The sequence below is a fragment of the Collinsella aerofaciens genome (assembly GCF_040926185.1).
Taxonomy (GTDB): domain Bacteria; phylum Actinomycetota; class Coriobacteriia; order Coriobacteriales; family Coriobacteriaceae; genus Collinsella; species Collinsella aerofaciens_BC.
Genome location: NZ_JBCOIQ010000001.1, coordinates 190,743 through 211,840, shown reverse-complemented (window position 1 = coordinate 211,840; position 21,098 = coordinate 190,743). Strand labels below are relative to the sequence as shown.

Genomic DNA, 21,098 nt, shown 5'->3' with positions numbered 1-21,098 from the left:
GTCATTAAATACATACTGACAGTATGTATTTGGGGGCAGGCTTATGGCTGGGATGCGAAGAATTAGCGTTTCATTGGCGCCAAAAACAGTGCGATCTATCAGGCTATTTGGTCTTCTTGTTGCACAGCTGTGTGCGTATTCGATGCTGTCGGCACTGTGCTTTGCGTGTCCGCTCTACTTGTTCGATTGCAGCGGCTCCTCAACGTTATATGGCGCCGTCGCGGCGATAGCGTTCATACCGGGCGTGCTCGCGACTCCGGTTGGCGGGATTTTGGCGGATCGGGGAAGACATCGCGGGGTTCTTGTGGTACTCGGCATTGTTCTGATGGCTGCATCACTGCTGTTTATCCCCATGAAGCGTTCGCTGCCTCTTGCGGTTGTCGTGGCAGCAATGCTTTGCGTCCAATATGGCATCCAATCGCTGCTGAAACCGATGCTTCAAATTGAGGCGGTGCGCATGACGGGCCAAGAAAAGGTTGAGCGTGCCACTGCGTTGGTCTCGCAGATAATCATGATGAGCAATATCTTGGGGCCTGTAGTCGGGACGGCAGTCTATGGGTGCTTTGGTATCGATACTCTATGCGAAACCGCGGCGTTGACGTTTACGATTTCAGCCCTGCTGTTCGGGGGCGCACTCAAGCAAAATGCCTCATCTGAAACGATGGGAGACGGCGCGACTCGTACGACACGCCGAAACGATTTTCGGGAGTTGATTCGGTACCTGTCTCAAAACTCATCATTGCTCGTTGTGTTTTTGATTGCGGCTATTTTGAACCTTGCGTTAGTTGGGTTAACGATTGGTGCTCCCGTTATTGTTGCAAAGCATCTCGGAATGCAGTCATCCTTCGTTGGGATTATTGAGGTGGCTATGGGCTTAGGTGGTCTTGTCGGCAGTGGTTTGGTCGGTATTTGGCCGCATCGTTTTTCCTTCAAGGGCATATGTCGATATGTTGCGATGATCTGTTTTGGAGTCGTGCCGATTATTGTCACGCTACTGAGCGGTCCTGATGAATTAGCGTTTGCCGCGCTTGCGGCCGGCTCGGCATGGGTCATGGCGTGGGCAAGCATTACATCGGTCGAAATCGTTTCATTTGTTCAGCGGTCAGCGCCAAAGGAACTCTGCGGAAAAGTGCTGGCACTCGTTTATATGACGCTTTCCTGTGCAACGCCTATTGGCCAATTGGTTTACGGGCTCGCATATGATCGATGGACACCGGCGATTGTATTCGCAGGCATGTTGGCGGTGCTGACGTTGACGACGGCGCTGTTTTATCGGCTGAAAAGTCGCTTGTGGCGATTGTCTTAGCGCGCTGGGGCACCGTGAATTTGTGAAGGCAGTGGCACGTCGCGTCGTGACGGCATTGTTTGGGCGTGCCTCTCCTTCGTCTACAATATCGTGCAGACGAAGGAGAGGCACGCCCATGATCAAGATGTTTGCGAGTGACTTAGACGGAACGCTGCTGAACGCCCTGCATGAGGCGGATGGGACCATCCGCCGTGCCATTCGCGAGCTGACCGAAGCTGGCCTGCATGTGGTTCCCGCGACCGGACGCTCGACGCTGCCGATCGGCGAGCATGGCTTTACGGGCCTGACGCTTGACGCCTGCTGCTCCAATGGATCCATCGTGCGCGACAGTCATGGCGAGGTGCTCAAAACCTGGACCATTGACCCGCAGATCACCGAGGAACTGCTCAAGGAGTTTCCGGACATTTGCTTTGATTGCTCCACGCCCGATGGCATGTTCTCGAGCGGCTCGTTCGAGATGCATCAGGCGGGCTTTAAAAAGGACAGCCCTATCAAGCGTATCGTGATGCGTGGCATGCGTGCACGTGGCGGGTATCACGAGGAGCAATATTTCGACCAGTCGATCGGTGACATCCTGCGCCACGATGTGTGCAAGATCAACTGCCGCGTGACCTCGCCCGAGCTGGAGCGTGACCTTAAAGCATATTTGGCCGAGCGATCGGACCGCGTGGTCAACGCGCCGTTCGATCCGGTGATGTTCGAGATCACGGACGTGGCGTGCAACAAGGGCGAGAGCGTGGCCTGGCTGGCGGGCTACTACGGTATTGCCGAGGATGAGGTCGCGGCCTACGGCGACGGCGGCAACGATATCGCCATGCTCAATCGTTTTCGTCACAGCTACGCGACCAAAAACGCAAGCGATGCAGCCAAGGCCGCCGCGAGCGCGACTATCGGCAGTTGCATGGTCCACGCCGTTCCCAAACACATGCTCGCCACCATGCACAAGCAAAACTCCCGCACCGTCATCGAATAATGTGACAAAGGGACAGCCCCTCTGTCACATGGGAGATGCCGGCTTTTGGCGTATAGGACTGTCTCGCTTTCGCCACCAACAAATTTTGAGTTATTCGGCCTGTCGGAGGTCGTTAAATGGCTAAAGATGCCCTCTCGGGAACATTCATACCTCTAATGGTGTTTGATTCGGTGTCGTAAGTGCGCAAATGGGCATGTATGCGCTCAAATAAGGACAAAAACCCTCAGATAATCCCGGCGGTGCATTTATACAGAACTAGCAGCGTGGCCGAATAACTCGAAAAATGTAGGTGGCAGTTCGGCGACAAGCTCGGGTACGGCAAAGGAACTGTTCCTTCGCCGTACCCGAGCTCCGATCTTCTGAAATACGAACAAACATTCGCATATCTAACTGCGCTTTGATAGAATTGATACTGTTGGCGGCAGTTCCATGTGCCGGGCAGCGCCCTCCATCTGATGGGAGGTGATGCCCATGACCGATCTGATTGATTTCGTGAGACTTCTGACCGCTTTGGTCTCGTTCTTCACGGCGCTTGTCGGCCTTTCCGAGGCACTCAAGCAGCGTTCGAAGCGCAACAGAAGGGGTCGCCGCCGCTAAGGCATTGACCCCCTAATGCAAACAACGGCGCTGCCCAGCTAGCTACAACTTGGGCTGCCGTCGACACTATTCTACCCACGAATGACTTTTTGGACAATCGGTACTGCCGCTTCAAAAGCCAGGCACAACTGGCACAACCTAGGCGGTCGCTGAATGTGACATGGGAACTGTCCCTTCGCCACATCCCAAATATTGCCTTTGCGTGTTGATGCACACGGTGTGCAATAATACTCGCACTGTGCAATAGCGCACAGGCTGAGTAACAAGGAGGACGCTTGTCCCAGCTCGAGAAATGCGATCGCCGGTCCCTTCGCTCGCAGCGTGCCCTTCGCCAGGCACTCGCCAGCGAGCTTGCCGAAAGCGGCGACCTTTCGCGCATTAACGTCGCGTCGCTCACCGAGCGTGCCGGCCTTACGCGCCGCACGTTCTATTCGCACTACCGCGATATTCCTGACTTTATCAATCAAATCGAGGACGGCTTGCTGGCTGAGATCCGTGAGCGCATTGAGCTCATCACCGCAGCTCAGCTGCCCGATCTCTATCACAACATCGATGAGCTCGAGCCGGCGCCCGGTTCGGTTGAGCTGCTGCGTTATCTTGCAGCCAACCGCGACTTAATCGGCGCGCTGCTGGGTCCGGGCGGCGACCAGGCCTTCATTAAAAGGATCATCGACACCGCGCGTGAGGCTGTGGTACCGCGTGCGCAGACGGGCATTTTGGGCCTGGCGCTGGGCACGTTCTTTGACTACTACGTTACCTACGTCGTAAGTGCCGAGGTCGGCATGATTCAGCGCTGGTTTGAGCGTGGGCTCACCGAATCGCCCGAGGCCATGGCGCGCATTATGACGGTGCTCGCTTTTGTGCGCCCTGGTGACCTGTATGGTCAACCCATCGATATCAACGTGCCGGAATACGGCATGAAGCTATTGAACTTGCAGCTCGAGGACGCAGCCGACACTGCCGCAACCGTCGAGTCCAACAACTAAGAGGAGAGACAATGAGCAAACTCGTCGAGGGCATCAAGGACCGCATGGTCGCTGCCGCACGCGAGGCCGCGCCCACCGTGGTGGACGCCGCGCAGAAGGCCGCGACCGCGGCTGCCGAGAAAGTTGCCGAGGCAGTTGCCGATGCCAAGAACGCGGCAGGGGAGACATCCGTCGCCAGCGAGCCCGTAGCCGCCGAGCCCGTAGCCGCCGAGCCCGTAGCCGCCGCCCACGCCCCCGAAGGCGCGATCTTCAACCCCGAGAACGCTCGTGGCAACCTGCACCTGGGCATCGACGTGGGCTCCACCACCGTTAAGCTCGCCGTGCTCAACGACGACAACCAGATCGTCTACGCCAAGTACCAGCGCCACCACACCGACGTCCGTGCCTGCGCCCGCGACCTGTTCGAGGGTGCCGCGACCGTGCTGCCGACGGCCCAGATGACCTGCGCCATTACCGGCTCGGGCGGCCTGCTGCTGTCCCAGTGGCTCGACCTGGAGTTTGTTCAGGAGGTCATCGCTAGCAAGCGTGCCGTCGAGACCCTCATCCCGGCCACCGACGTCGCCATCGAGCTGGGCGGCGAGGACGCCAAGATCATCTACTTCGACAACGGCATCGAGCAGCGCATGAACGGCACCTGCGCCGGCGGTACGGGCGCGTTCATCGACCAGATGGCAACCCTGCTGCACACCGATGCCAGCGGCCTCAACGAGCTCGCGGCCAACGCCACCACCATCTATCCCATCGCCAGCCGCTGCGGCGTCTTTGCCAAGACTGACGTGCAGCCGCTGCTCAACGAGGGCGCTCGCCCCGAGGATGTTGCCGCTTCCATCTTCCAGGCCGTCGTGACCCAGACTATCTCGGGCCTGGCGTGCGGCCGTCCCATCCGCGGCAACGTTGCCTTCCTGGGCGGCCCGCTGCAGTACCTCTCCGAGCTGCGCCACCGCTTCTACCTCACGCTCAACCTGGACGAGGAGCACCGTATCGTGCCCCAAAACGCTCACCTGTTTGTGGCGAGCGGCGCCGCCATGGCGCACGAGTCCAACAAGCTCAGCACGTTCCCGCAGCTCATCGAGGCCATCGACAGCTTGGGCGACACACAGGGTGCCGAGGTCGAGCGCCTGGATCCGCTCTTTGCCACTGACGAGGACTTTGCCGAGTTCAAGAACCGCCACGACGCCGAGGTCGTTCCCAAGGGCAAGCTCGACGGCTACACCGGACGCGTGTTCATTGGCATCGACGCCGGCTCCACCACCATGAAGGCCGCGCTCGTGGGCGAGGACGGTCAGCTGCTGCACACCTGGTACGGCAACAACAACGGCGACATTCTGGGCACGGCCAAGGTCATCATGGCCGATTTCTACAACCACATCCCCGCCGGCTGCACCATCGGTCACGTGACCACCACGGGCTACGGCGAGGCGCTGCTCATCGAGGCCCTCAAGGCCGACTCCGGCGAGATCGAGACCGTCGCGCACCTGCGCGGCGCCAAGGCGTTCCTGCCCGGCGTCGAGTTTATCCTGGACATCGGCGGCCAGGACATGAAGTGCCTGCGCGTGAAGGACGGCGTCATCGAGCACATTATGCTCAACGAGGCCTGCTCGTCGGGCTGCGGCAGCTTTATCGAGAGCTTCGCCGTGTCCATGAACATGGACGTGCGCGCGTTTGCCGATGCCGCCATCCATGCCAAGGCCCCTGTCGACCTGGGCAGTCGCTGCACGGTCTTTATGAACTCGCGCGTCAAGCAGGCGCAAAAGGAAGGCGCCACGGTGGGCGACATCGCGGCCGGCCTGTCCTATTCCGTCATCAAAAATGCCCTGTTCAAGGTCATTAAGCTGCGCGATCCCAAGGAGATCGGCAGCCAGGTAATCGTTCAGGGCGGCACCTTTATGTCCGACGCCACGCTGCGCGCATTTGAGCAGCTCACCGGCGTGCATGCCGTGCGTCCCGATATCGCCGGCTGCATGGGCGCCTATGGCGCTGCCTTGCTCGCCCGCGATCGCGCTGGCGCCGACGGCACTTCGACCATCCTCTCGGCCGAGGACATCGCGCACCTCACCGTGACGCAAAAGCATGTCCGCTGCGGCCGTTGCTCTAACAACTGCCAGCTTACCGTCAACGACTTTGGCGGCGGCAGGCGCTTCATTACCGGCAACCGCTGCGAGAAGGGCGCTGGCCACAAAAAGCAGAAGACTGAGGCCCCCAACCTCTTCAAAAAGAAAAACGAGCTGCTCTTTAACCGCGAGATCCTGAGCCCCGACGAGGCCCCGCGCGGCACCGTCGGCATCCCGCGCGCGCTCAACATGTACGAGAACTACCCCTTCTGGCATGCGTTCTTTACGCGCCTGGGCTTTAGCGTGCAGCTGTCCGACCAGTCGAGCAAAAAGACTTACCAGGCGGGCATCGAGTCCATGCCGTCCGAGAGCGTGTGCTATCCGGCCAAGATGAGCCACGGCCACGTGATGAACCTCATCGACCGCGATGTCGACTTCATTTGGATGCCGTGCGTGCGCTGGGAGCGCAAGGAGGATCCGACCGCCGGCAACTGTTACAACTGCCCCATTGTCATGAGCTACCCCACGGCGCTGGCGCTCAATATCGACGAGATTCGCGAGCAGAACATCGAGTTCCTGTACCCGTTTGTGCCCTATCACGACAAGACCGAGCTCAAGCGCCGTCTGTACCAGGTGCTCGCCGTCGACCGTGTGGCCGATGCTGAGGCCGGTCGCGGTCGTGTGCGTGGACCCAAGATCACGCGTTCCGAGGTCGATGCCGCCGTCAACGCCGCCTACGAGGCCGATGCGCGTTTCCACGAGGACATCCAGACCATGGGCGAGGAGGCTCTTAAGTGGGTCGAGGACCACGGCGGCCACGGCATTGTGCTCGCCGGCCGTCCCTACCATAACGACCCCGAGATCAACCACGCCCTGCCCGAGCTTATCTCGAGCTTTGGCTTTGCGGTCTTTACCGAGGATTCGCTCGCGCATCTCGTGAAGCCCGAGCGCCCCATTCGCGTCGTCGACCAGTGGATGTACCACAGCCGCCTGTACGCCGTCGCCCGTTTTGTGACGATGCGCAACGACCTGGACCTGATCCAGCTCAATTCCTTCGGCTGCGGTCTCGATGCCCTGACTACCGATCAGGTGCAGGAGATCCTGGAGGCCAGCGGCAAGATCTACACCGTGCTTAAGATCGACGAGGTGTCTAACCTGGGTGCCGCGCGCATCCGCATCCGCTCGCTCATGGCAGCGCTCAAGGACCAGGAGGCCGAGCGCCTGGCCGATGCCACGGCCGCGGGCGAGGCCTACGAGCAAGGCGATGCCGCGCCGGTGGCGCCCTCCACGGATGCCCCCGCGTTCGCGAGCCGCAAGTACACGTTCGAGGCGCAGCGTGAGAGTGCTTCGACCGCGTGGCCCAAGGTGCCCTTTACCGAGCAGATGCGCGAGGAGGGCTACACCATCCTGTGCCCGCAGATGGCGCCGATCCACTTTGACCTGGTCAAAGAGGTGTTCCGCGGTGCCGGCTACAACTTGGAGCTGCTGCCCTCGACCGACCACGATGCCGTCGAGGCTGGCCTGCGCTACGTGAACAATGACATTTGCTATCCGTCGATCCTGGTGACGGGCCAGATTATGGAGGCCATCGAGAGCGGTCGGTACGACCTGTCCAAGACGGCCGTGGTTATCAGCCAGACCGGCGGCGGCTGCCGTGCCACCAACTACATCGCACTCATCCGCAAGGCCCTGCGCGAGAGCGGCCACCCCGAGATCCCGGTGATCTCGCTTTCGGCCGTGGCGCTCGGTGAGGACAACCCCGGCTTTAAGATTACGCCGGCACTGCTTAAGCAGGCAGTCTACGCAGTGCTCTTTGGTGACGTCATGATGCAGATGCTCTATCGTTGCCGCCCGTACGAGGCCACGCCCGGTGCCGCCAACGCACTCTACGAGGAGTACATGGCGCGCGCCCGCAAGCTGGCGCCTAAGTTCAACAGGCACAACTACACCAAGTTGTGCCGCGAGGCCATCCGCGCGTTCGACACCATGCCGCTTGTGGGCGAGGGTACCAAGCCGCGCGTGGGCGTGGTTGGCGAGATCCTGGTCAAGTTCCATCCCACGGCCAACAACCACGTGGTCGATGTCATTGAGCGCGAGGGCTGCGAGGCTGTGGTGCCGGGTCTGCTCGACTTCTTCCTGTACTCCATGAGCAACGCCGAGCTACAGAAGGACGAGCTGGGAAGCTCTGCTACCACGCGCGCTGGTATGCAGGCGCTCATCAAGCTGGTGGACTGGATGCGTACGCCGGTGGAGGAGATGCTCGAAAAGTCCAGCCGCTTTGAGGCGCCCGAGCGCATCGACACTATGGCCGACAAGGCTCGCACGGTGCTCTCGGTGTGCAACAACATGGGCGAAGGCTGGCTGCTCACGGCCGAGATGCTCGACCTGATTGACCATGGTGCACCCAACATTATCTGCACGCAGCCCTTCGCGTGCCTGCCCAACCACGTGGTGGGTAAGGCCGTGATCAAGGAACTGCGCCGTCAGCACCCCGAGAGCAACATCGTCGCAGTGGACTACGACCCCGGCGCGTCCGAGGTCAACCAGCTCAACCGCATTAAGCTCATGATCAGCGTGGCCAAGGAAAACATGCGCGCCGGTAAGGGCTTTAAGCTCGAGAAGGTGGCGCCGCTCGCGATGGACGAGGTCACCGGCCAGATGCGTGCCCACGATGGCTGCGTGAGCTGCGGCTCGGTCGACGAGAGTGCCGTGGCGTCGGTCGCTGAGCGCCTGGGACGCGGCATTAAGAAGTAACTGGCCTGCTATGGGCTGGATATGAGACAAACGGGTGGTGGCCGTACCGGCTACCACCCGTTTTTGCTTGGACATATGTTGCGTAAATCGTTTTGTTGCAGCCTTCTGTGCACTCGAATTTCGGAAGTGCGGGGAAAAACGCGAACCTCCTGAGCACACCGCCTTTTTAGACTCTCGCGACCTGCGGTTTTGTTGTAAAAAAAGCCGGTCTGGTCGGTGAAACCCGATTTTTCCCCGCACTTCCGAAAACAGCGGTTCAGCAGCGCCAAAAAATGCCCTCAAAATCGAGAGTTAATGAACAGGTGTAGCCGTTCGCCACAAATTACCGTCCGTTTATAGAACCCACCCCCAGCGCGCGTCCTCCTTACGGTTGAATAAATACACATCTATGGAATTACGTAAGAGAGGACTGTTCTTATGAGCTACAAGACCGTTTGCGTTGCCGGCGGCGGCGTGCTGGGAAGCCAGATTGCCTTTCAGGCAGCCTACTGCGGCTTTGATGTAACGATTTGGCTGCGCAGCGAGGGCAGCATCGGCCGTACCCAGCCCAAGATCGATCATGTGCGCGAGGAGTACATCGCTGCTATCGAGGGCATGGCGGACGGCACGGGCGAGTGGTGCGCCGGTATCGCCGATAGCGACCAGCCTTTCGACAAGGAGACGGCGCTCGCCGCCGTCGAGCGTGCCTACTCCACACTCAAGCTGGAGCTCGACCTCGCCAAAGCCGTGGCCGACGCCGACTTGGTTATCGAGTCCATGGCCGAGGACGCCCAGGCAAAGATCGACTTCTACAAGAAGCTCGCCCCGGTCCTCCCGCAAAAGACCGTCGTCGTAACGAACTCCTCTACGCTGCTGCCGAGCACCTTTGCCAAGTACACCGGCCGCCCCGAGAAGTACCTGTCGCTGCACTTTGCCAACTCCATCTGGAAGAACAACATGACCGAGGTCATGGCCCAGAGCCAAACTGACAAGCGCTACTTCGACGAGCTCGTCGACTTTGCCAACGATATCCGCATGCTTGCCCTGCCCGTCAACAAGGAAAAGAACGGCTACCTGCTCAATTCCATGCTGGTGCCGTGGCTGCTTTCGGGCCTTGACCTGTATGTCTCGGGCGTGAGTGACCCCAAGAGCATCGACCTCGCATGGACGCGCGGCACCGGCGCTCCCAAGGGCCCGTTCCGCGTATTCGACACGGTGGGCATCCAGACGGCCTACAACATCGTCATGCAGTATCAGAAGGTCCCGGGCCTGGTGAGCCCGCTGCTCAAAAAGATGATGATGCCCTACAACTTTAAGGCCATGGCATCCGTCCTCAAGCAGATGCTCGACGAAGGCAAGCTGGGCGAAAGCTCGGGCGAGGGCTTCTTCAAGTACTAACAATGATCCCTCGGGGACGGAGGAAAACGGATCATTTTTGGTCGCCAGCAGTGAGAAGATGGACCCAGAAATAGAAAGGAGTGGCAATGGGCCGGCTCGGGCTTTGAGGACAAGTTACTGCAGGCCCAGGGCGTTTTTTCGCTCAACGCGGGTCAGCACAGCGTGACGTATCTGCCGAGTTTTGACACGGCAACGACTGGTCGCTACCAGGTGCTGCTGTACGACAACAACTTTGGTGCGGCCGAAAGCTATCCCAAGTTCGACTGGGGTCAGCTGGGCGCCGCGGTGGTGACCGACTACAACAAGGGCACGCATTCGTTTGGGCGCATCTTTACGGTGGACGAGACCGCGCGCACCTACGAGCTTGTGGACCAGATCGCCGTGCCGTTTTCGGGCTATGTGAGCAGCGCGCAGCGCGTCGGCAATTCGAACAGCATGCTCGTGGCTTCGGGCCAGGCTAAGACCTTTACCGAGTACGATCGCTATGGACTGCCCATCGCCACCTACGAGATGGAAGCCGAGAAGTACATCTATCGCGTGTACAAGTACGACCTGTAGGGCCGCGCTCTGCATCACTTCACGTCAAATTCCACGCGATCGAGCTCGGGCACATTGAGGTCGATGAGCTTGCGGGCGACGTGGCGGTCGCGTGCCCCGAGCGCCTCGCTTGTCGTCACATGGGCGACAACCTCGCGCTCGACGATGCCCTCCTCGTCGCCTTCGGTGGCCGAGGTCTCGACGGCGACGGTGTAGTCCTTAAAGCCTGGCAGCACCGCCGCAAGCTCGCGCGTGGTTTCGGTGACGCCGTAGCCGTCCTGCACGCCGGCCTGCGCCGAGCCAATGGAACCCGCCGTCATAACGATGCAGGGGATGGCAAAGATTACCGTGCCCACGATGATGCGGCGGCGCACCTTGCGCGATAGCTCGTCGACCTCGGCATTTTCCTCGGCAGTCACAATACCGTCGCCGTTGAGGTCGCGCTTGAGCGGCACGCGCAAAAGAAGCAGAACGGCTTCGGCCGCGAGTGCGATAAAGACCACGTTGATGCCAAACTCGTAAAGCGCCGAGAGAAACAGTGACCCGCTTGCGATGGCGATGCCATAGCCCGCCGCGCACAGGGGCGGCATGAGCGCGGTCGCCACAGCCACCCCGGCGATGAGCGTGGCGGGTTCCTGGTCGCGCGAGTTGCCCAGGCCACCCGCAAAGCCGCCCGCGAGCGCGACGGCAAGGTCCCACACAGTCGGTGTCGAATTGTCGATGATGGCGGCCGTGGTGGTGCCAAGGGGCGAGAGCTTAAAGTACAACGTGGACGTGACCAGGCAAAAGACCATCTGCAGCGCGAGGCCGGCGACGGCCTCAAGGGTGATCTCGCGGTCGAGCGTGGCGATGCCGTATGCCATGGCAAGGACCGAGCCCATGAGCGGGCAGATGAGCATGGCGCCTACAATGGCGATATCCGAGTCGATATCGAGGCCGATGCTCGCGATCAACATGGCAATGATCAAGATGCATAAGTGTGAGCCAGTCAGGCGCGCCCCGTTTACAAAGCGCTTGCGAATCACGTGATAGGGCGCGCGTCCCTCGCGAATGTTGAATGCCCGCTTTAGAAAGCGGCTTGCGTTCTCCATGGCCTCGCTGTGGGCGGGGCGGATGCCATGGCGCCGATGATGGCGCTCGCGCAGTCGCTTGAGCTGTTGTTTATCGAGTTCCATGTCCACCTCGTATTGCCGTAGGAACGCGGGTGCGTTCGCAGCATGTACTCTACACCGTGACGGGCGGGGCGGTCATCTTGACATGGAACTTAGGCGAGCAGGCAAAGGAAGACACGCCACATACAAGTACTGCCGAGGGTTTCGGCAGATACAAAAAGCGCGGGGCCGGATGGTCTCCGACCCCGCGCTCTGCACGGGTGCGTTGTTGTTTGGTTTAGCCCAGCAGGCTCAGGCCAACAGAGACAAACGCCAGGATAACGCCGACGATGGACTCGCCACCGAGCAGGCCGCTGGCGACAACCAGGCCCTGCTCCTGGAAGGCGGCATCCTTGGCGGTCTTCTCCTCGTCCGAAAGACCGGCGTTGGCATCGCGGTGGGCTGCCCACTTGTCGTAGGCGAGCTTGACGCAGGAGCCCAGGAAGGCCGTGAGCGACATGTAGAACGGCAGGTACACGCCCAGGCCGATCATCATGGCCGGAATGCCGAGCCAGTACATGACGATGCCGGCGATAAAGCCGCCCGCAAACCACGGCACGCTCGGGATGCCCGAGACCATGGTGGCGACCACGCTTGCCTGTGCGGCCACAAAACTCTTGTCGGGGCCAAAGGCGTCCGGACCATAGGCGGTGACGAGCGCGACCATGACGGCGGCGGCGACCAGGGCGCCCACGATGCCGCCAATGGCCTGGCCGACCCACTGCGCGCGCGGGTTGGTGCCCAGCACGGCGCCGGCCTTGAAGTCGTTCATGACGTCGCCCGCAAGGCCGCACGCCACGGCCACGATGCCGGCGATAAAGAACAGCTTGACCTGAGCGAGCTGCGCGAAGGCGGCAACGATGAGCATGACGATGAGGCCGAAGATCTCCATGGGGTCGATGCCCGTCTGGCCGCAGCTCTGCGCGCTCATGATGGTGGTGACAAAGGTGAACAGCGTGACGATGACGGCCGGAACGGGGCCAAGGTCGAGCACGATGGCGATGATCACGGCGATGGCGGCAGCGCCCAGGCCGATGATACCGGCGTCGAGTTTAAGGGAGCCCGAGATGAGCGACTGCTCGTCGGTGTCGGTGGAGCTGTCGGCGGCGAGGCCGCGGACGATACCGGCGACCTGCGGAAGGATGTCCTTGAGGACGACGGCGACGCCAAAGCCCATCATGAGGCCCATACCCAGGGACTTGACGATGCCCTGTGCGGTCATAACGTCAAACAGACCGGCAGCGGTGCCGCCGACGATGATGCCAAAATTGCCCAGCAGCGCGCCGGCAAACCAGAACGCGACGGGGGCGAAGCCCACCAAAAAGCCGATGGACAGCAACATGGGCGAGTTGTAGATGGCAAAGGTCACGCCGGGGATATTGAGCGTGCACAGCATGCTGGGCACAATGCCCAGAGCGTCGCGCAGCACGCTGTAGATGCCGGCGATGGCCATGGAGCCAAAGAGCTGCTTGCCGGTCTTGCCGCCGGCCTCGGTCGCGCGCAGGGTCTGAGCTGCGGCGTTGCCGGTGGGGAACTCAAGCGCGGCGTCCACGATAAAGTGACGGTGGATGAGTGCCGTGGCCAGCAGGCCTAGGATAGTGCCGGCGAGTGCCACGATAAACATGTCGAGCCAACTGATCTGGTCGGCATAGCCCAGCATCCAGGCGCCCGGGATGGTAAACGCCAGACCGCCAGCGACCATGGCGCCTGCGGACATGATGGTGTGGGTGACGTTGGCCTCGTTGAGGCTGGCGTTGCCCATGAGCTTCAGGAAGAACAGCGAAATGACGGCAGCGAAAATGATCGGCCAGGGGAGGGCGCCCATCTTGAGGGCGGTGTAGGCCGAGCTTGCCGTGATGATCACGCAGCCAAGGACGCCGATGACGACGCCGCGCAGCGTGAGTTGCCCGCGCATCGAAGCGCGGTTCGAGGGATTGCTCATATAAAACTCCTTTGCGTATATCCGCTTCCCCCGGGAGCGCCGTTACGGATACGGCGCGGGAAGTCGGGTTACCAAGGGCCGCCGCGTGAGCTCGCAAACGACCGCGCACCAGTATAGCCGCAAGCTAGTCATTTTGGGATGACTGGTTTAGGTAGGCGATATACTGCTGGGCAGACGAAAGGAGCGCCGACGATGCTTAATGGGTGCGCATATATATTGACGGTCGACGTGGGCAACACGTTCATTCGCTTTGGCCTGTTTGCAGAGGATTCGGCCGCGGCGCAGGAATGTCCGCTTGCGACGTGCGAGATCACCATGCCGTCGAGCATCACGGCAGACGAGGCGCGCATGCGTCTCGTGCAGGTCATGGCCGCACTGGCGGCCGATGCGGGCATGCCGGGCGCGCTTGTGTCCACGGCTGCTGTGCTGAGCTGCGTGGTCCCGGCGCTCGAGCGCCCGTGGAAGGCGGCACTTTCCCGTACCTGCACGGGGCGCGTGCTCACGGTGGGGCCGGGACTTAAGACCGGCATGCCCGTGCACTACGATGACCCGGCCGAGATCGGTCCCGACCGCATCGCCGACGCCGTGGCTGCCCGCGCCGTCTACGGCTCGCCGTGCATTGTGATCGACCTGGGCACGACGACCAATATCGAGGTCATCGACGCACACGGCACCTTTGTCGGCGGCGTTATCGCGCCGGGGCTGGCGCTCGGCGCCCGTTCGCTCTCGGCCGCTGCGGCGCGCCTGCCTCAAGTTGAGCCCTCGGCGCCGACACACGTCATCGGCCGTAACACGCGTGAGGCCATGCGCTCGGGCGTGGTTCTGGGCGAGGTGGCACGCATCGACGGCATGCTCGACATGGTGCTCGCCGAGATGCGTGCGACCAAGGCCGCGGGGGAGGGCGATGTGCCCATCGTCATTACCGGCGACGATGCCGAGGCGCTTGCGGCGCTGGTCGGCCATAGCCTGACGGTCGACGATGCGCTGACGCTGCGGGGCCTCGCCGAGCTCTACCACATCAACCAAAAGCCCCGCCGCGCGTAGCGATGGGGGCAATGGGACAAAAACGTCTCCACCTTCCACCTGCTACAATGGGTCAAACTATTGCGATTTCGGAGGTGTCTGCCATGTCGGACGATCTTCATCAAACCGCGTCGGGCAAGCGCCGCGACGTTATTAGCTGGGATGAGTTCTTTATGAGCGTGGCCATCGCCGCGCAGCGCCGCAGTAAGGACCCCAACACGCAGGTGGGCGCGTGCATCGCCAGCACCAACCACCGCATCCTTTCGGTGGGCTACAACGGTACGCCCTCGGCGCTCAACGACGACTTTTTCCCGTGGGGCACGAGCGATGACCCGCTGCAGGACAAGCATAACTACGTAGTCCATGCCGAGGCCAACGCCGTGCTCAACTATCGCGGCTCGCTCAAAGACCTTGAGGGTTCCACGGTCTACGTCACGCTGTTCCCGTGCCACGACTGCGCCAAGATCCTGGCACAGGTGGGTGTGGGCGAGGTCGTCTACCTGGACAATAAGTATGCCGACACCGATGACGGCCGTATCAGCCGCCGCATTCTCGACTCCTGCGGCATCAGCTACCGCCAGGTCATCGTCGATGTCCAGATTGGTACCGGGGGACAAGCTCAGCAGTAATATGCGTTGTCGCTATCTGGCGACGAACGCAGCTCAAAGAGCCCCGTCCCAAATTGACTACTCGTGAAAGTCGCGTCTGCGCGCATGGACGGCTCGTGAGCGGGTACATGGCTGTAGTAACATAGCTTCTGTCCGCGGGCGTGCCCGCGTTATTGTGAGAAAGGAGCCCCTGTGGCTGTTAACGAAGAGCTGCTTAAGAAGGTTCTTGAAGAGATTCGCCCCAACCTGCAGGCCGACGGCGGCGATATGGAGTATGTGGGCGTCGACGACGAGGGCGTCGTTAAGCTGGAACTGCAGGGCGCTTGCGCCGGCTGTCCCATGAGCTCGCTGACCCTTTCCATGGGTATCGAGCGCATCCTGAAGGAGCACGTGCCCGGCGTTACCCGCGTCGAGCAGGTCAATGCTTCCGGCGAGGCCGAGGACCTGTACGACGAGTACGCGCCGTTCTAAGATGCGAAAGCTGCGGACGGTACGCTCCGCATAGACGTTACGTCCAAATATGCGGCTGCGAGCGCAAGGCCCGCGGCCGCATTTGTATGTAGGGAGCAGGGGGATCGATATGCTCAACGACCTCTACCATATGCTTGACCCCGTTGCGATCTCGGCGGGCCCCATCACGATCTACTGGTACGGTCTGGCCTATGTGGTCGGCGCCCTGCTCACGGCGGTCGTTATGTACCGCACGCAGCGTCGTTGGGGCTTCGACATCACGATCGATGACCTGACGAGCGTCGTGGTCGGTGCGGTCTTTGGCCTTATTATCGGCGCGCGCCTGTTTTACGTCGTCTTTTACGGTGATGGCTACTATTTGGCCCACCCGCTCGAGATCTTTGCCACCAACGAGGGCGGCATGAGCTTCCACGGTGGCCTGGTGGGCGGCATCTTGGGCGGCATCATTGTATGCCGCATGTATAAGCTCGACGCCTGGACCATCGCCGACCTTGCTGTGATCGGTGCTCCGCTGGCGCTGTGCCTGGGACGTTGCGCCAATTTCGTCAACGGCGAGCTGTGGGGTAAGCCGACCGATCTGCCCTGGGGCGTGGTCTTTGGCGGCACTGCGGGCGATATGCCGCGCCATCCCTCCCAGCTCTACGAGGCGTTTCTTGAGGGCGTCGTACTCTTCTGTATTTTGCAGGTGCTCAGCCGCAAAAAGCCGCTACTGCCCCAGGGTACGTTTATGGGCGTGTTCGTGATGGGGTACGGCATCGTTCGCTTTTTGATTGAGTTTGTGCGTGTGCCCGATGCGCAGCTGGGCTATCTGCTGGGCGGCGTCATCACCATGGGTCAGCTGCTGAGTCTTCCGCTCGTAATCGCGGGACTGGCGCTCATCATCTTTGCTCGTCGCCGCAACCAGCCCCAGCGCATCTACCTCGACGCCTAACCACCAAAACCACCACAAAGGGGACAGGCACCTTTGTGGTGGTTCGCTGGGCAACGATGACAGAACCGTAACGTTTCCCCAGATAAAACCTGCCAAAATAAACCTGTCCCTTTTTGGCAGGTTTCTAGAAAGGCTCTTTGGACTGTGAAGGATTCCGATCTCTCCACAACGGCTGCGCGCGACGCTGCCCGCATCGTCTGGTTTAAGCGCTATCCCGCCAAGCAGACGCTAATCGCATTTTTGCTCGCGCTGTTGGCGACCACGGCGTTTTCCATCGATCCCGCCCCGGTGTCGAGCAACGCAGTCTTGGCGATTGACCCCAAAGCCTCGGGCATGCTGTACGTGTGCTACGAGGTGCTCCTCTCGTTTGCCGGCCATACCGACGCGGTCATGCTGCTTGCACTTGCCTGCCTGCTCACGCTACCGTTTCGCTACGTGTTCTTTGGCCGTGGCGACACCTGGCGCCCATCGATCGTTCTGCCGTCGCTGTTCTTCGCCATCTGCATGGTGTTCGGCCGCAGCTACGATCTCACCGACTCGGCCGAGATTGTCCTTGGCGACAAAGCCCGCATCATCTGCGCCTGGATTGGCGGCGCGGGCTGGATGCTCTTGGCGGTCGTTGCCTTCTACCTTGCGTTTGAGTGTCTAGATTGGCTGAGCTCTCGGCGCATTCCGTTTTCCGAAGCGCACTTTGGCCGCGTATGGCGTGTAACTCACGCCGTGCTCTCGGTCCATCCCTTTGCCGGGCCCTTCCTGGTGCTTATGATCGCCTGGGCGCCCACGCTCATCGCTTCGCTGCCTGGCCTTTTTATGGGAGATACGGGCGCGCAGATTCGCCAGTGGTTTAACTATCCCAACGGCACGAGCGACTACCTGCGCCTACTCAACCCCAACGTGCTGCTCAACGGGCATCATCCCGTAGTGCACACGGCCATTATCGGCTCGTGCGTCCAGCTGGGGCTTTCACTGTTCAACAGCGCCAACGCAGGTCTTGCCATCTATACCTGCGCTCAATTTGTCATCACGGCTGCCTGCATGGCCTATTCCATTTCGTCGCTGCGCAAACTGGGCGTGAGCCTGCCGGTTCGCGGTGCGATCCTGCTGTTCTTCGCGTTTATGCCGATGTTCTCTAACTACGCGGCGTTGCTCACCAAAGACGTGCTCTTTGCCGACGCGTTCTTGGTGCTGCTGGTACAGACCGTCAAGCTCGTGGCATGTGGCTTGCCCCGTCGTGATGCCAATGTCGAGCGAGCGGGCGAGAAAGCCCCCGCGCTCTTTGCGCGCCACGACTGGCTGCTGCTCGCTCTGGGCGCCATGGGTTCCACGTTCCTGCGCAACGGCGGCTTGGTGTTTCCCCTGGCAGCATGCGTAATCGCGGCGGCGTTTTGCGTATGGGACGTGCATGTGGCTCGTCGTGCAGTCAAGCAGACTGGTGCTGCGCCGTCAGGCGCCATCCCGCGCTTCCGCTGGGTTGGCGTTCTCGCGGTGCTCGCGCTCTGCCTTGCCTCTAATATGTACTTCACCAAGGTCTTTATGCCGGCGCACGATATCACGCCTGGTTCCAAGCGCGAAATCCTTTCGATTCCGTTCCAGCAGACGGCTCGTTTCGTCCAAAAGCACGACGGCCTCAACTCGGGCGTCAACCCTACGGTTAAGGAGGATGGCACCATCGTGGAGGCTCCTTGCGACGGTTTGGTGACCGACGAAGAACGTGCCGTGATCGATCGCGTACTCAAGTACGAGAACCTGGGCCGCCGCTACAACCCCGACAAGTCCGATGCCGTCAAGAACTGCTTTAACGAGTACGCCTCGCAGGAGGACATCAAGGCCTATTTTGAGGTATGGGCCCAGATGTTTAAGAAGGATCCCGAGTGCTATATCTCGGCGCTCATCAATAACTACTATGGTTATTTTTATCCGAGTGCCCAGGATGCGTGGGTCTACAGCACGGCGCGCAGTGCCGAGATCATGGCGCGTCCCGACAACCTCAAGTACTTCGACTTCCATCCGGTTGACAGCAACGTGGTGCGCTGGTGCGACCACCTGGTCAATCTGTACCGTGTGGCGGTGCAGCGCATCCCGTTTATTTCGCTCACCATGAGCTCGGCCACCTATGTGTGGATCATGATCGCCGTGGTGGTCTACTTGCTGCGTCGTCATTCATGGCGTGCGCTGGCGATCTGGGTGCCGCTGTTGGGCGTGCTCGCTGTGTGCCTGATTGGCCCGTGCAACGGCTCGACTTACATGCGCTACCTGTATCCGGTCATCGCCTGCATGCCCTTCGCCATCGGCGCCACCGTCACCCGCAGCGACTTTCTCTGGTCCTAACTTGGTGCATTGGGGTCAGGTTTCTTTGCACCAAAGGGGTCATCATCACGACGCCTTCATTTTGGGGTTTATCTCGCAGGCCAGTAGGTATATCATAACGACGTTTGTTTATATTGCCCGAGCATCTGCGCTGGGCTTTAGGTCGAAACCGATAGGAGACACGTATGTCCGGACACTCTAAGTGGGCCACAACCAAGCATCGTAAGGGCGCGCAGGACGCCAAGCGTTCCGCCCTCTTCTCCAAGCTCAGCCGCAACATCACCGTTGCTGCCCGTCTCGGCGGTGACCCGCTGCCCGAGAACAACGCCAGCCTCGCCGCTGCCGTTGCCAAGGCCAAGGCTCAGTCCATGCCTAAGGACAAGATCAAGTCCGCTATCGACAAGGCTTTTGGCTCGGGTGCTGACGCCGCCGTCTACGAGAACATCGTGTACGAGGGCTACGGTCCCGCCGGTGTCGCCGTCTACGTCGACTGCCTGACCGACAACCGCAACCGTACCGCCGCTGATGTCCGTTCCGCCTTCTCCCACGCTGGTGGCAACCTGGGCACCTCCGGCTCCGTCGCCTTCCAGTTTGAGCGCAAGGGTCAGATCGTCGTCGCCAAGGAGATCCTGGACGAGAACGCCAAGAAGGAGACCATGATCGCCAACGGTGCTGCCGGTGACGAGGATGAGTTCATGATGGCCATCGCCGAGGCCGGTGGCGAGGACTACGAGGACGCCGGCGAGGAGTGGATCGTCTGGACTGCTGCCAACGACGTTATGGCTGTCTCCAAGGCGCTCGAGGAGCAGGGCGTCCAGGTCAAGGGCTCCGAGACCACCATGGTCCCGACCACCCCGACCGAGGTCTCCGGCGCCGATGCCAAGAAGGTTCAGCGCCTCATCGACCGTCTTGAGGAGCTCGACGACGTCCAGGATGTTTACAGCACCATGGACATGACCGACGAGGTCATCGCTGCCCTCGAGGAGGAGTAGCGCCCGCATGGGTTAAGCCGTGCATATCTGGGCATAATGAAGCGAGCATGCAAGCCTCGTGGAATAGATGAGCCGGATTCGCGTGCGTAGAGCACCGGACCCGGCTCTTTTATAATGATGCGAACCGTTTTGCATTTCGAGAGCCGAGATTTGAAGGGAGCGCCACGTGCGCGTACTCAAACGAGCCCTAGCGATCGTGTATCTTGCCGCCGCCATCGTGGCGCTGGGTACGCTTGTCTGCCAGTTTTGGGGGCCGTATACGTATCGCTTTATGCTGCTGATGCGCGACCCCATGCCGCGCATTGTCGTGACGGCATGCGGCGGAGTTGTGGCGATTGGCGTGCTGGTAAGCTTCTTCCGCCTGATGTTTGCTCGTCGCGAGCCGTCCTGCGTGCATCCGGCGGGGGAGCGCAATATCGAGGTCACGCTCGCGGCGCTTTCTTCGTGCGCCAGGGCTGCTGCAGAGCGCGACGATCGCGTGATGATCGAGCATGTCGAGGCCCGCGTCCAAGGTTCCGACGATTCGCACGTCCGTTTTAAGGTCGAGGCTATCGCGCTTGACGATAAGGACGTGGCATCTCTGGCTACCGCGATGCAGCAGCGCATCGAGGAAGCTTGCGACACCATGCTCGGCACGCCGGGTACGACCACGCGCGTCCGTTTTTTGCCGTCCAAGACTACCGTCCAGACCGTGGAGGTTTCCGGTGAGTGATACCAATCAAGATAAGACCGCTCGTACGCCGCGCCTGACGATTGACCAGAGCGCCACGCCGGCGAGCGAACCTGTTGATTCCAAAGCAGAGGCAACTGAGTTACAAGACGCGGCGGCCGCGGATTTTGACGAGGCTATGGGTCTCATCAAGGGTACGGGCGCTGCCATCTGGAGCTATGCTGTGCGTCATCCCAACACCACGCTTGGCGCCGTCGCTGGCTTTATCCTCGCCGTGTTGGTGCTCACGCTCGGCCTGTGGGACACACTCGTCATTGCATTCTTCGTGCTGATCGGCGCCGTGATCGGCCAAATTCGCGACGGCGAGAACGGGATCGTCAACTTCTTCGGCCGTCTGTTTAGCGGCCGCTAATATGTATTCG

Annotated in this window: 16 protein-coding genes and 1 pseudogene; 15 read left to right on the top strand and 2 right to left on the bottom strand. The window is 60.8% G+C overall.

The window, feature by feature from the left end:
* The first annotated feature begins 43 nt into the window (after positions 1–43).
* From AB5750_RS00980 to AB5750_RS00950, 7 genes and pseudogenes are all read left to right on the top strand, one after another.
* Positions 44–1,306: an MFS transporter gene (locus AB5750_RS00980; RefSeq protein WP_368145101.1), complete on the top strand. Its 1,263-nt coding sequence runs from the start codon at positions 44–46 to the stop codon at positions 1,304–1,306.
* A 115-nt stretch (positions 1,307–1,421) separates the two neighbouring features.
* Positions 1,422–2,279, top strand: a complete 858-nt coding sequence (locus tag AB5750_RS00975) for an HAD-IIB family hydrolase (RefSeq protein ID WP_368145100.1) — start codon at positions 1,422–1,424, stop codon at positions 2,277–2,279.
* Positions 2,280–2,750: 471 nt separating this feature from the next.
* Positions 2,751–2,876, top strand: coding sequence for a hypothetical protein (locus tag AB5750_RS00970; RefSeq protein WP_022094649.1), 126 nt, complete (start codon positions 2,751–2,753; stop codon positions 2,874–2,876).
* 275 nt (positions 2,877–3,151) lie between these two features.
* Positions 3,152–3,862 (top strand): TetR/AcrR family transcriptional regulator, encoded by a 711-nt coding sequence (locus tag AB5750_RS00965; protein WP_040358972.1) that lies wholly within the window; start codon positions 3,152–3,154, stop codon positions 3,860–3,862.
* A gap of 11 nt (positions 3,863–3,873) precedes the next feature.
* Positions 3,874–8,667 carry an acyl-CoA dehydratase activase-related protein gene (locus AB5750_RS00960; protein ID WP_368145099.1) on the top strand — a complete coding sequence of 1,598 codons (4,794 nt, stop codon included), beginning with the start codon at positions 3,874–3,876 and terminating at the stop codon, positions 8,665–8,667.
* A gap of 417 nt (positions 8,668–9,084) precedes the next feature.
* A complete protein-coding gene (locus AB5750_RS00955; RefSeq protein WP_368145097.1) occupies positions 9,085–10,044 on the top strand; it encodes a 3-hydroxyacyl-CoA dehydrogenase in 960 nt (319 codons plus the stop codon).
* Between the two features lie 96 nt (positions 10,045–10,140).
* A pseudogene (locus AB5750_RS00950) lies at positions 10,141–10,602 on the top strand (aryl-sulfate sulfotransferase); the annotation flags it as partial.
* Between the two features lie 14 nt (positions 10,603–10,616).
* Here AB5750_RS00950 and AB5750_RS00945 read toward each other — a convergent pair.
* Complete coding sequence (locus tag AB5750_RS00945; RefSeq protein WP_368145096.1) at positions 10,617–11,756, bottom strand: DUF389 domain-containing protein; 1,140 nt, start codon at positions 11,754–11,756, stop codon at positions 10,617–10,619.
* Positions 11,757–11,970: 214 nt separating this feature from the next.
* Positions 11,971–13,674 (bottom strand): OPT/YSL family transporter, encoded by a 1,704-nt coding sequence (locus tag AB5750_RS00940; protein ID WP_349115250.1) that lies wholly within the window; start codon positions 13,672–13,674, stop codon positions 11,971–11,973.
* A gap of 192 nt (positions 13,675–13,866) precedes the next feature.
* Between AB5750_RS00940 and AB5750_RS00935 the strand changes: the two genes are divergently transcribed.
* The 8 genes from AB5750_RS00935 to AB5750_RS00900 all read left to right on the top strand — a co-directional run bounded on the left by AB5750_RS00935 (position 13,867) and on the right by AB5750_RS00900 (position 21,088).
* A complete protein-coding gene (locus AB5750_RS00935) occupies positions 13,867–14,718 on the top strand; it encodes a type III pantothenate kinase (RefSeq protein WP_368145095.1) in 852 nt (283 codons plus the stop codon).
* 83 nt (positions 14,719–14,801) lie between these two features.
* Complete coding sequence (locus tag AB5750_RS00930) at positions 14,802–15,326, top strand: deoxycytidylate deaminase (RefSeq protein ID WP_089572276.1); 525 nt, start codon at positions 14,802–14,804, stop codon at positions 15,324–15,326.
* Between the two features lie 171 nt (positions 15,327–15,497).
* A complete protein-coding gene (locus tag AB5750_RS00925; protein WP_035137589.1) occupies positions 15,498–15,776 on the top strand; it encodes a NifU family protein in 279 nt (92 codons plus the stop codon).
* A gap of 109 nt (positions 15,777–15,885) precedes the next feature.
* Complete coding sequence (gene lgt, locus AB5750_RS00920; RefSeq protein WP_368145094.1) at positions 15,886–16,707, top strand: prolipoprotein diacylglyceryl transferase; 822 nt, start codon at positions 15,886–15,888, stop codon at positions 16,705–16,707.
* Positions 16,708–16,851: 144 nt separating this feature from the next.
* Entirely contained in the window at positions 16,852–19,035 is a 2,184-nt protein-coding gene (locus AB5750_RS00915; RefSeq protein ID WP_368145093.1) for a DUF6020 family protein, read from the top strand.
* Positions 19,036–19,199: 164 nt separating this feature from the next.
* Positions 19,200–20,006 carry a YebC/PmpR family DNA-binding transcriptional regulator gene (locus AB5750_RS00910; RefSeq protein ID WP_117734266.1) on the top strand — a complete coding sequence of 269 codons (807 nt, stop codon included), beginning with the start codon at positions 19,200–19,202 and terminating at the stop codon, positions 20,004–20,006.
* 166 nt (positions 20,007–20,172) lie between these two features.
* Positions 20,173–20,718 carry an Asp23/Gls24 family envelope stress response protein gene (locus tag AB5750_RS00905; protein ID WP_040358981.1) on the top strand — a complete coding sequence of 182 codons (546 nt, stop codon included), beginning with the start codon at positions 20,173–20,175 and terminating at the stop codon, positions 20,716–20,718.
* Positions 20,711–21,088, top strand: a complete 378-nt coding sequence (locus tag AB5750_RS00900; RefSeq protein WP_040358983.1) for a DUF2273 domain-containing protein — start codon at positions 20,711–20,713, stop codon at positions 21,086–21,088. Before AB5750_RS00905 ends, AB5750_RS00900 begins: the two co-directional genes overlap by 8 nt.
* The last annotated feature ends 10 nt before the right edge of the window (positions 21,089–21,098 follow it).

Excerpts from the sequence above, each read along its gene's own strand:
- AB5750_RS00980 (WP_368145101.1), top strand. The coding sequence starts at position 44 with ATGGCTGGGATGCGAAGAATTAGCGTTTCATTGGCGCCAAAAACAGTG.
- AB5750_RS00955 (WP_368145097.1), top strand. The coding sequence starts at position 9,085 with ATGAGCTACAAGACCGTTTGCGTTGCCGGCGGCGGCGTGCTGGGAAGC.
- AB5750_RS00975 (WP_368145100.1), top strand. The coding sequence starts at position 1,422 with ATGATCAAGATGTTTGCGAGTGACTTAGACGGAACGCTGCTGAACGCC.
- AB5750_RS00940 (WP_349115250.1), bottom strand. The coding sequence starts at position 13,674 with ATGAGCAATCCCTCGAACCGCGCTTCGATGCGCGGGCAACTCACGCTG.
- AB5750_RS00910 (WP_117734266.1), top strand. The coding sequence starts at position 19,200 with ATGTCCGGACACTCTAAGTGGGCCACAACCAAGCATCGTAAGGGCGCG.
- AB5750_RS00930 (WP_089572276.1), top strand. The coding sequence starts at position 14,802 with ATGTCGGACGATCTTCATCAAACCGCGTCGGGCAAGCGCCGCGACGTT.
- lgt (WP_368145094.1), top strand. The coding sequence starts at position 15,886 with ATGCTCAACGACCTCTACCATATGCTTGACCCCGTTGCGATCTCGGCG.
- AB5750_RS00945 (WP_368145096.1), bottom strand. The coding sequence starts at position 11,756 with ATGGAACTCGATAAACAACAGCTCAAGCGACTGCGCGAGCGCCATCAT.
- AB5750_RS00935 (WP_368145095.1), top strand. The coding sequence starts at position 13,867 with ATGCTTAATGGGTGCGCATATATATTGACGGTCGACGTGGGCAACACG.
- AB5750_RS00960 (WP_368145099.1), top strand. The coding sequence starts at position 3,874 with ATGAGCAAACTCGTCGAGGGCATCAAGGACCGCATGGTCGCTGCCGCA.
- AB5750_RS00970 (WP_022094649.1), top strand. The coding sequence starts at position 2,751 with ATGACCGATCTGATTGATTTCGTGAGACTTCTGACCGCTTTGGTCTCG.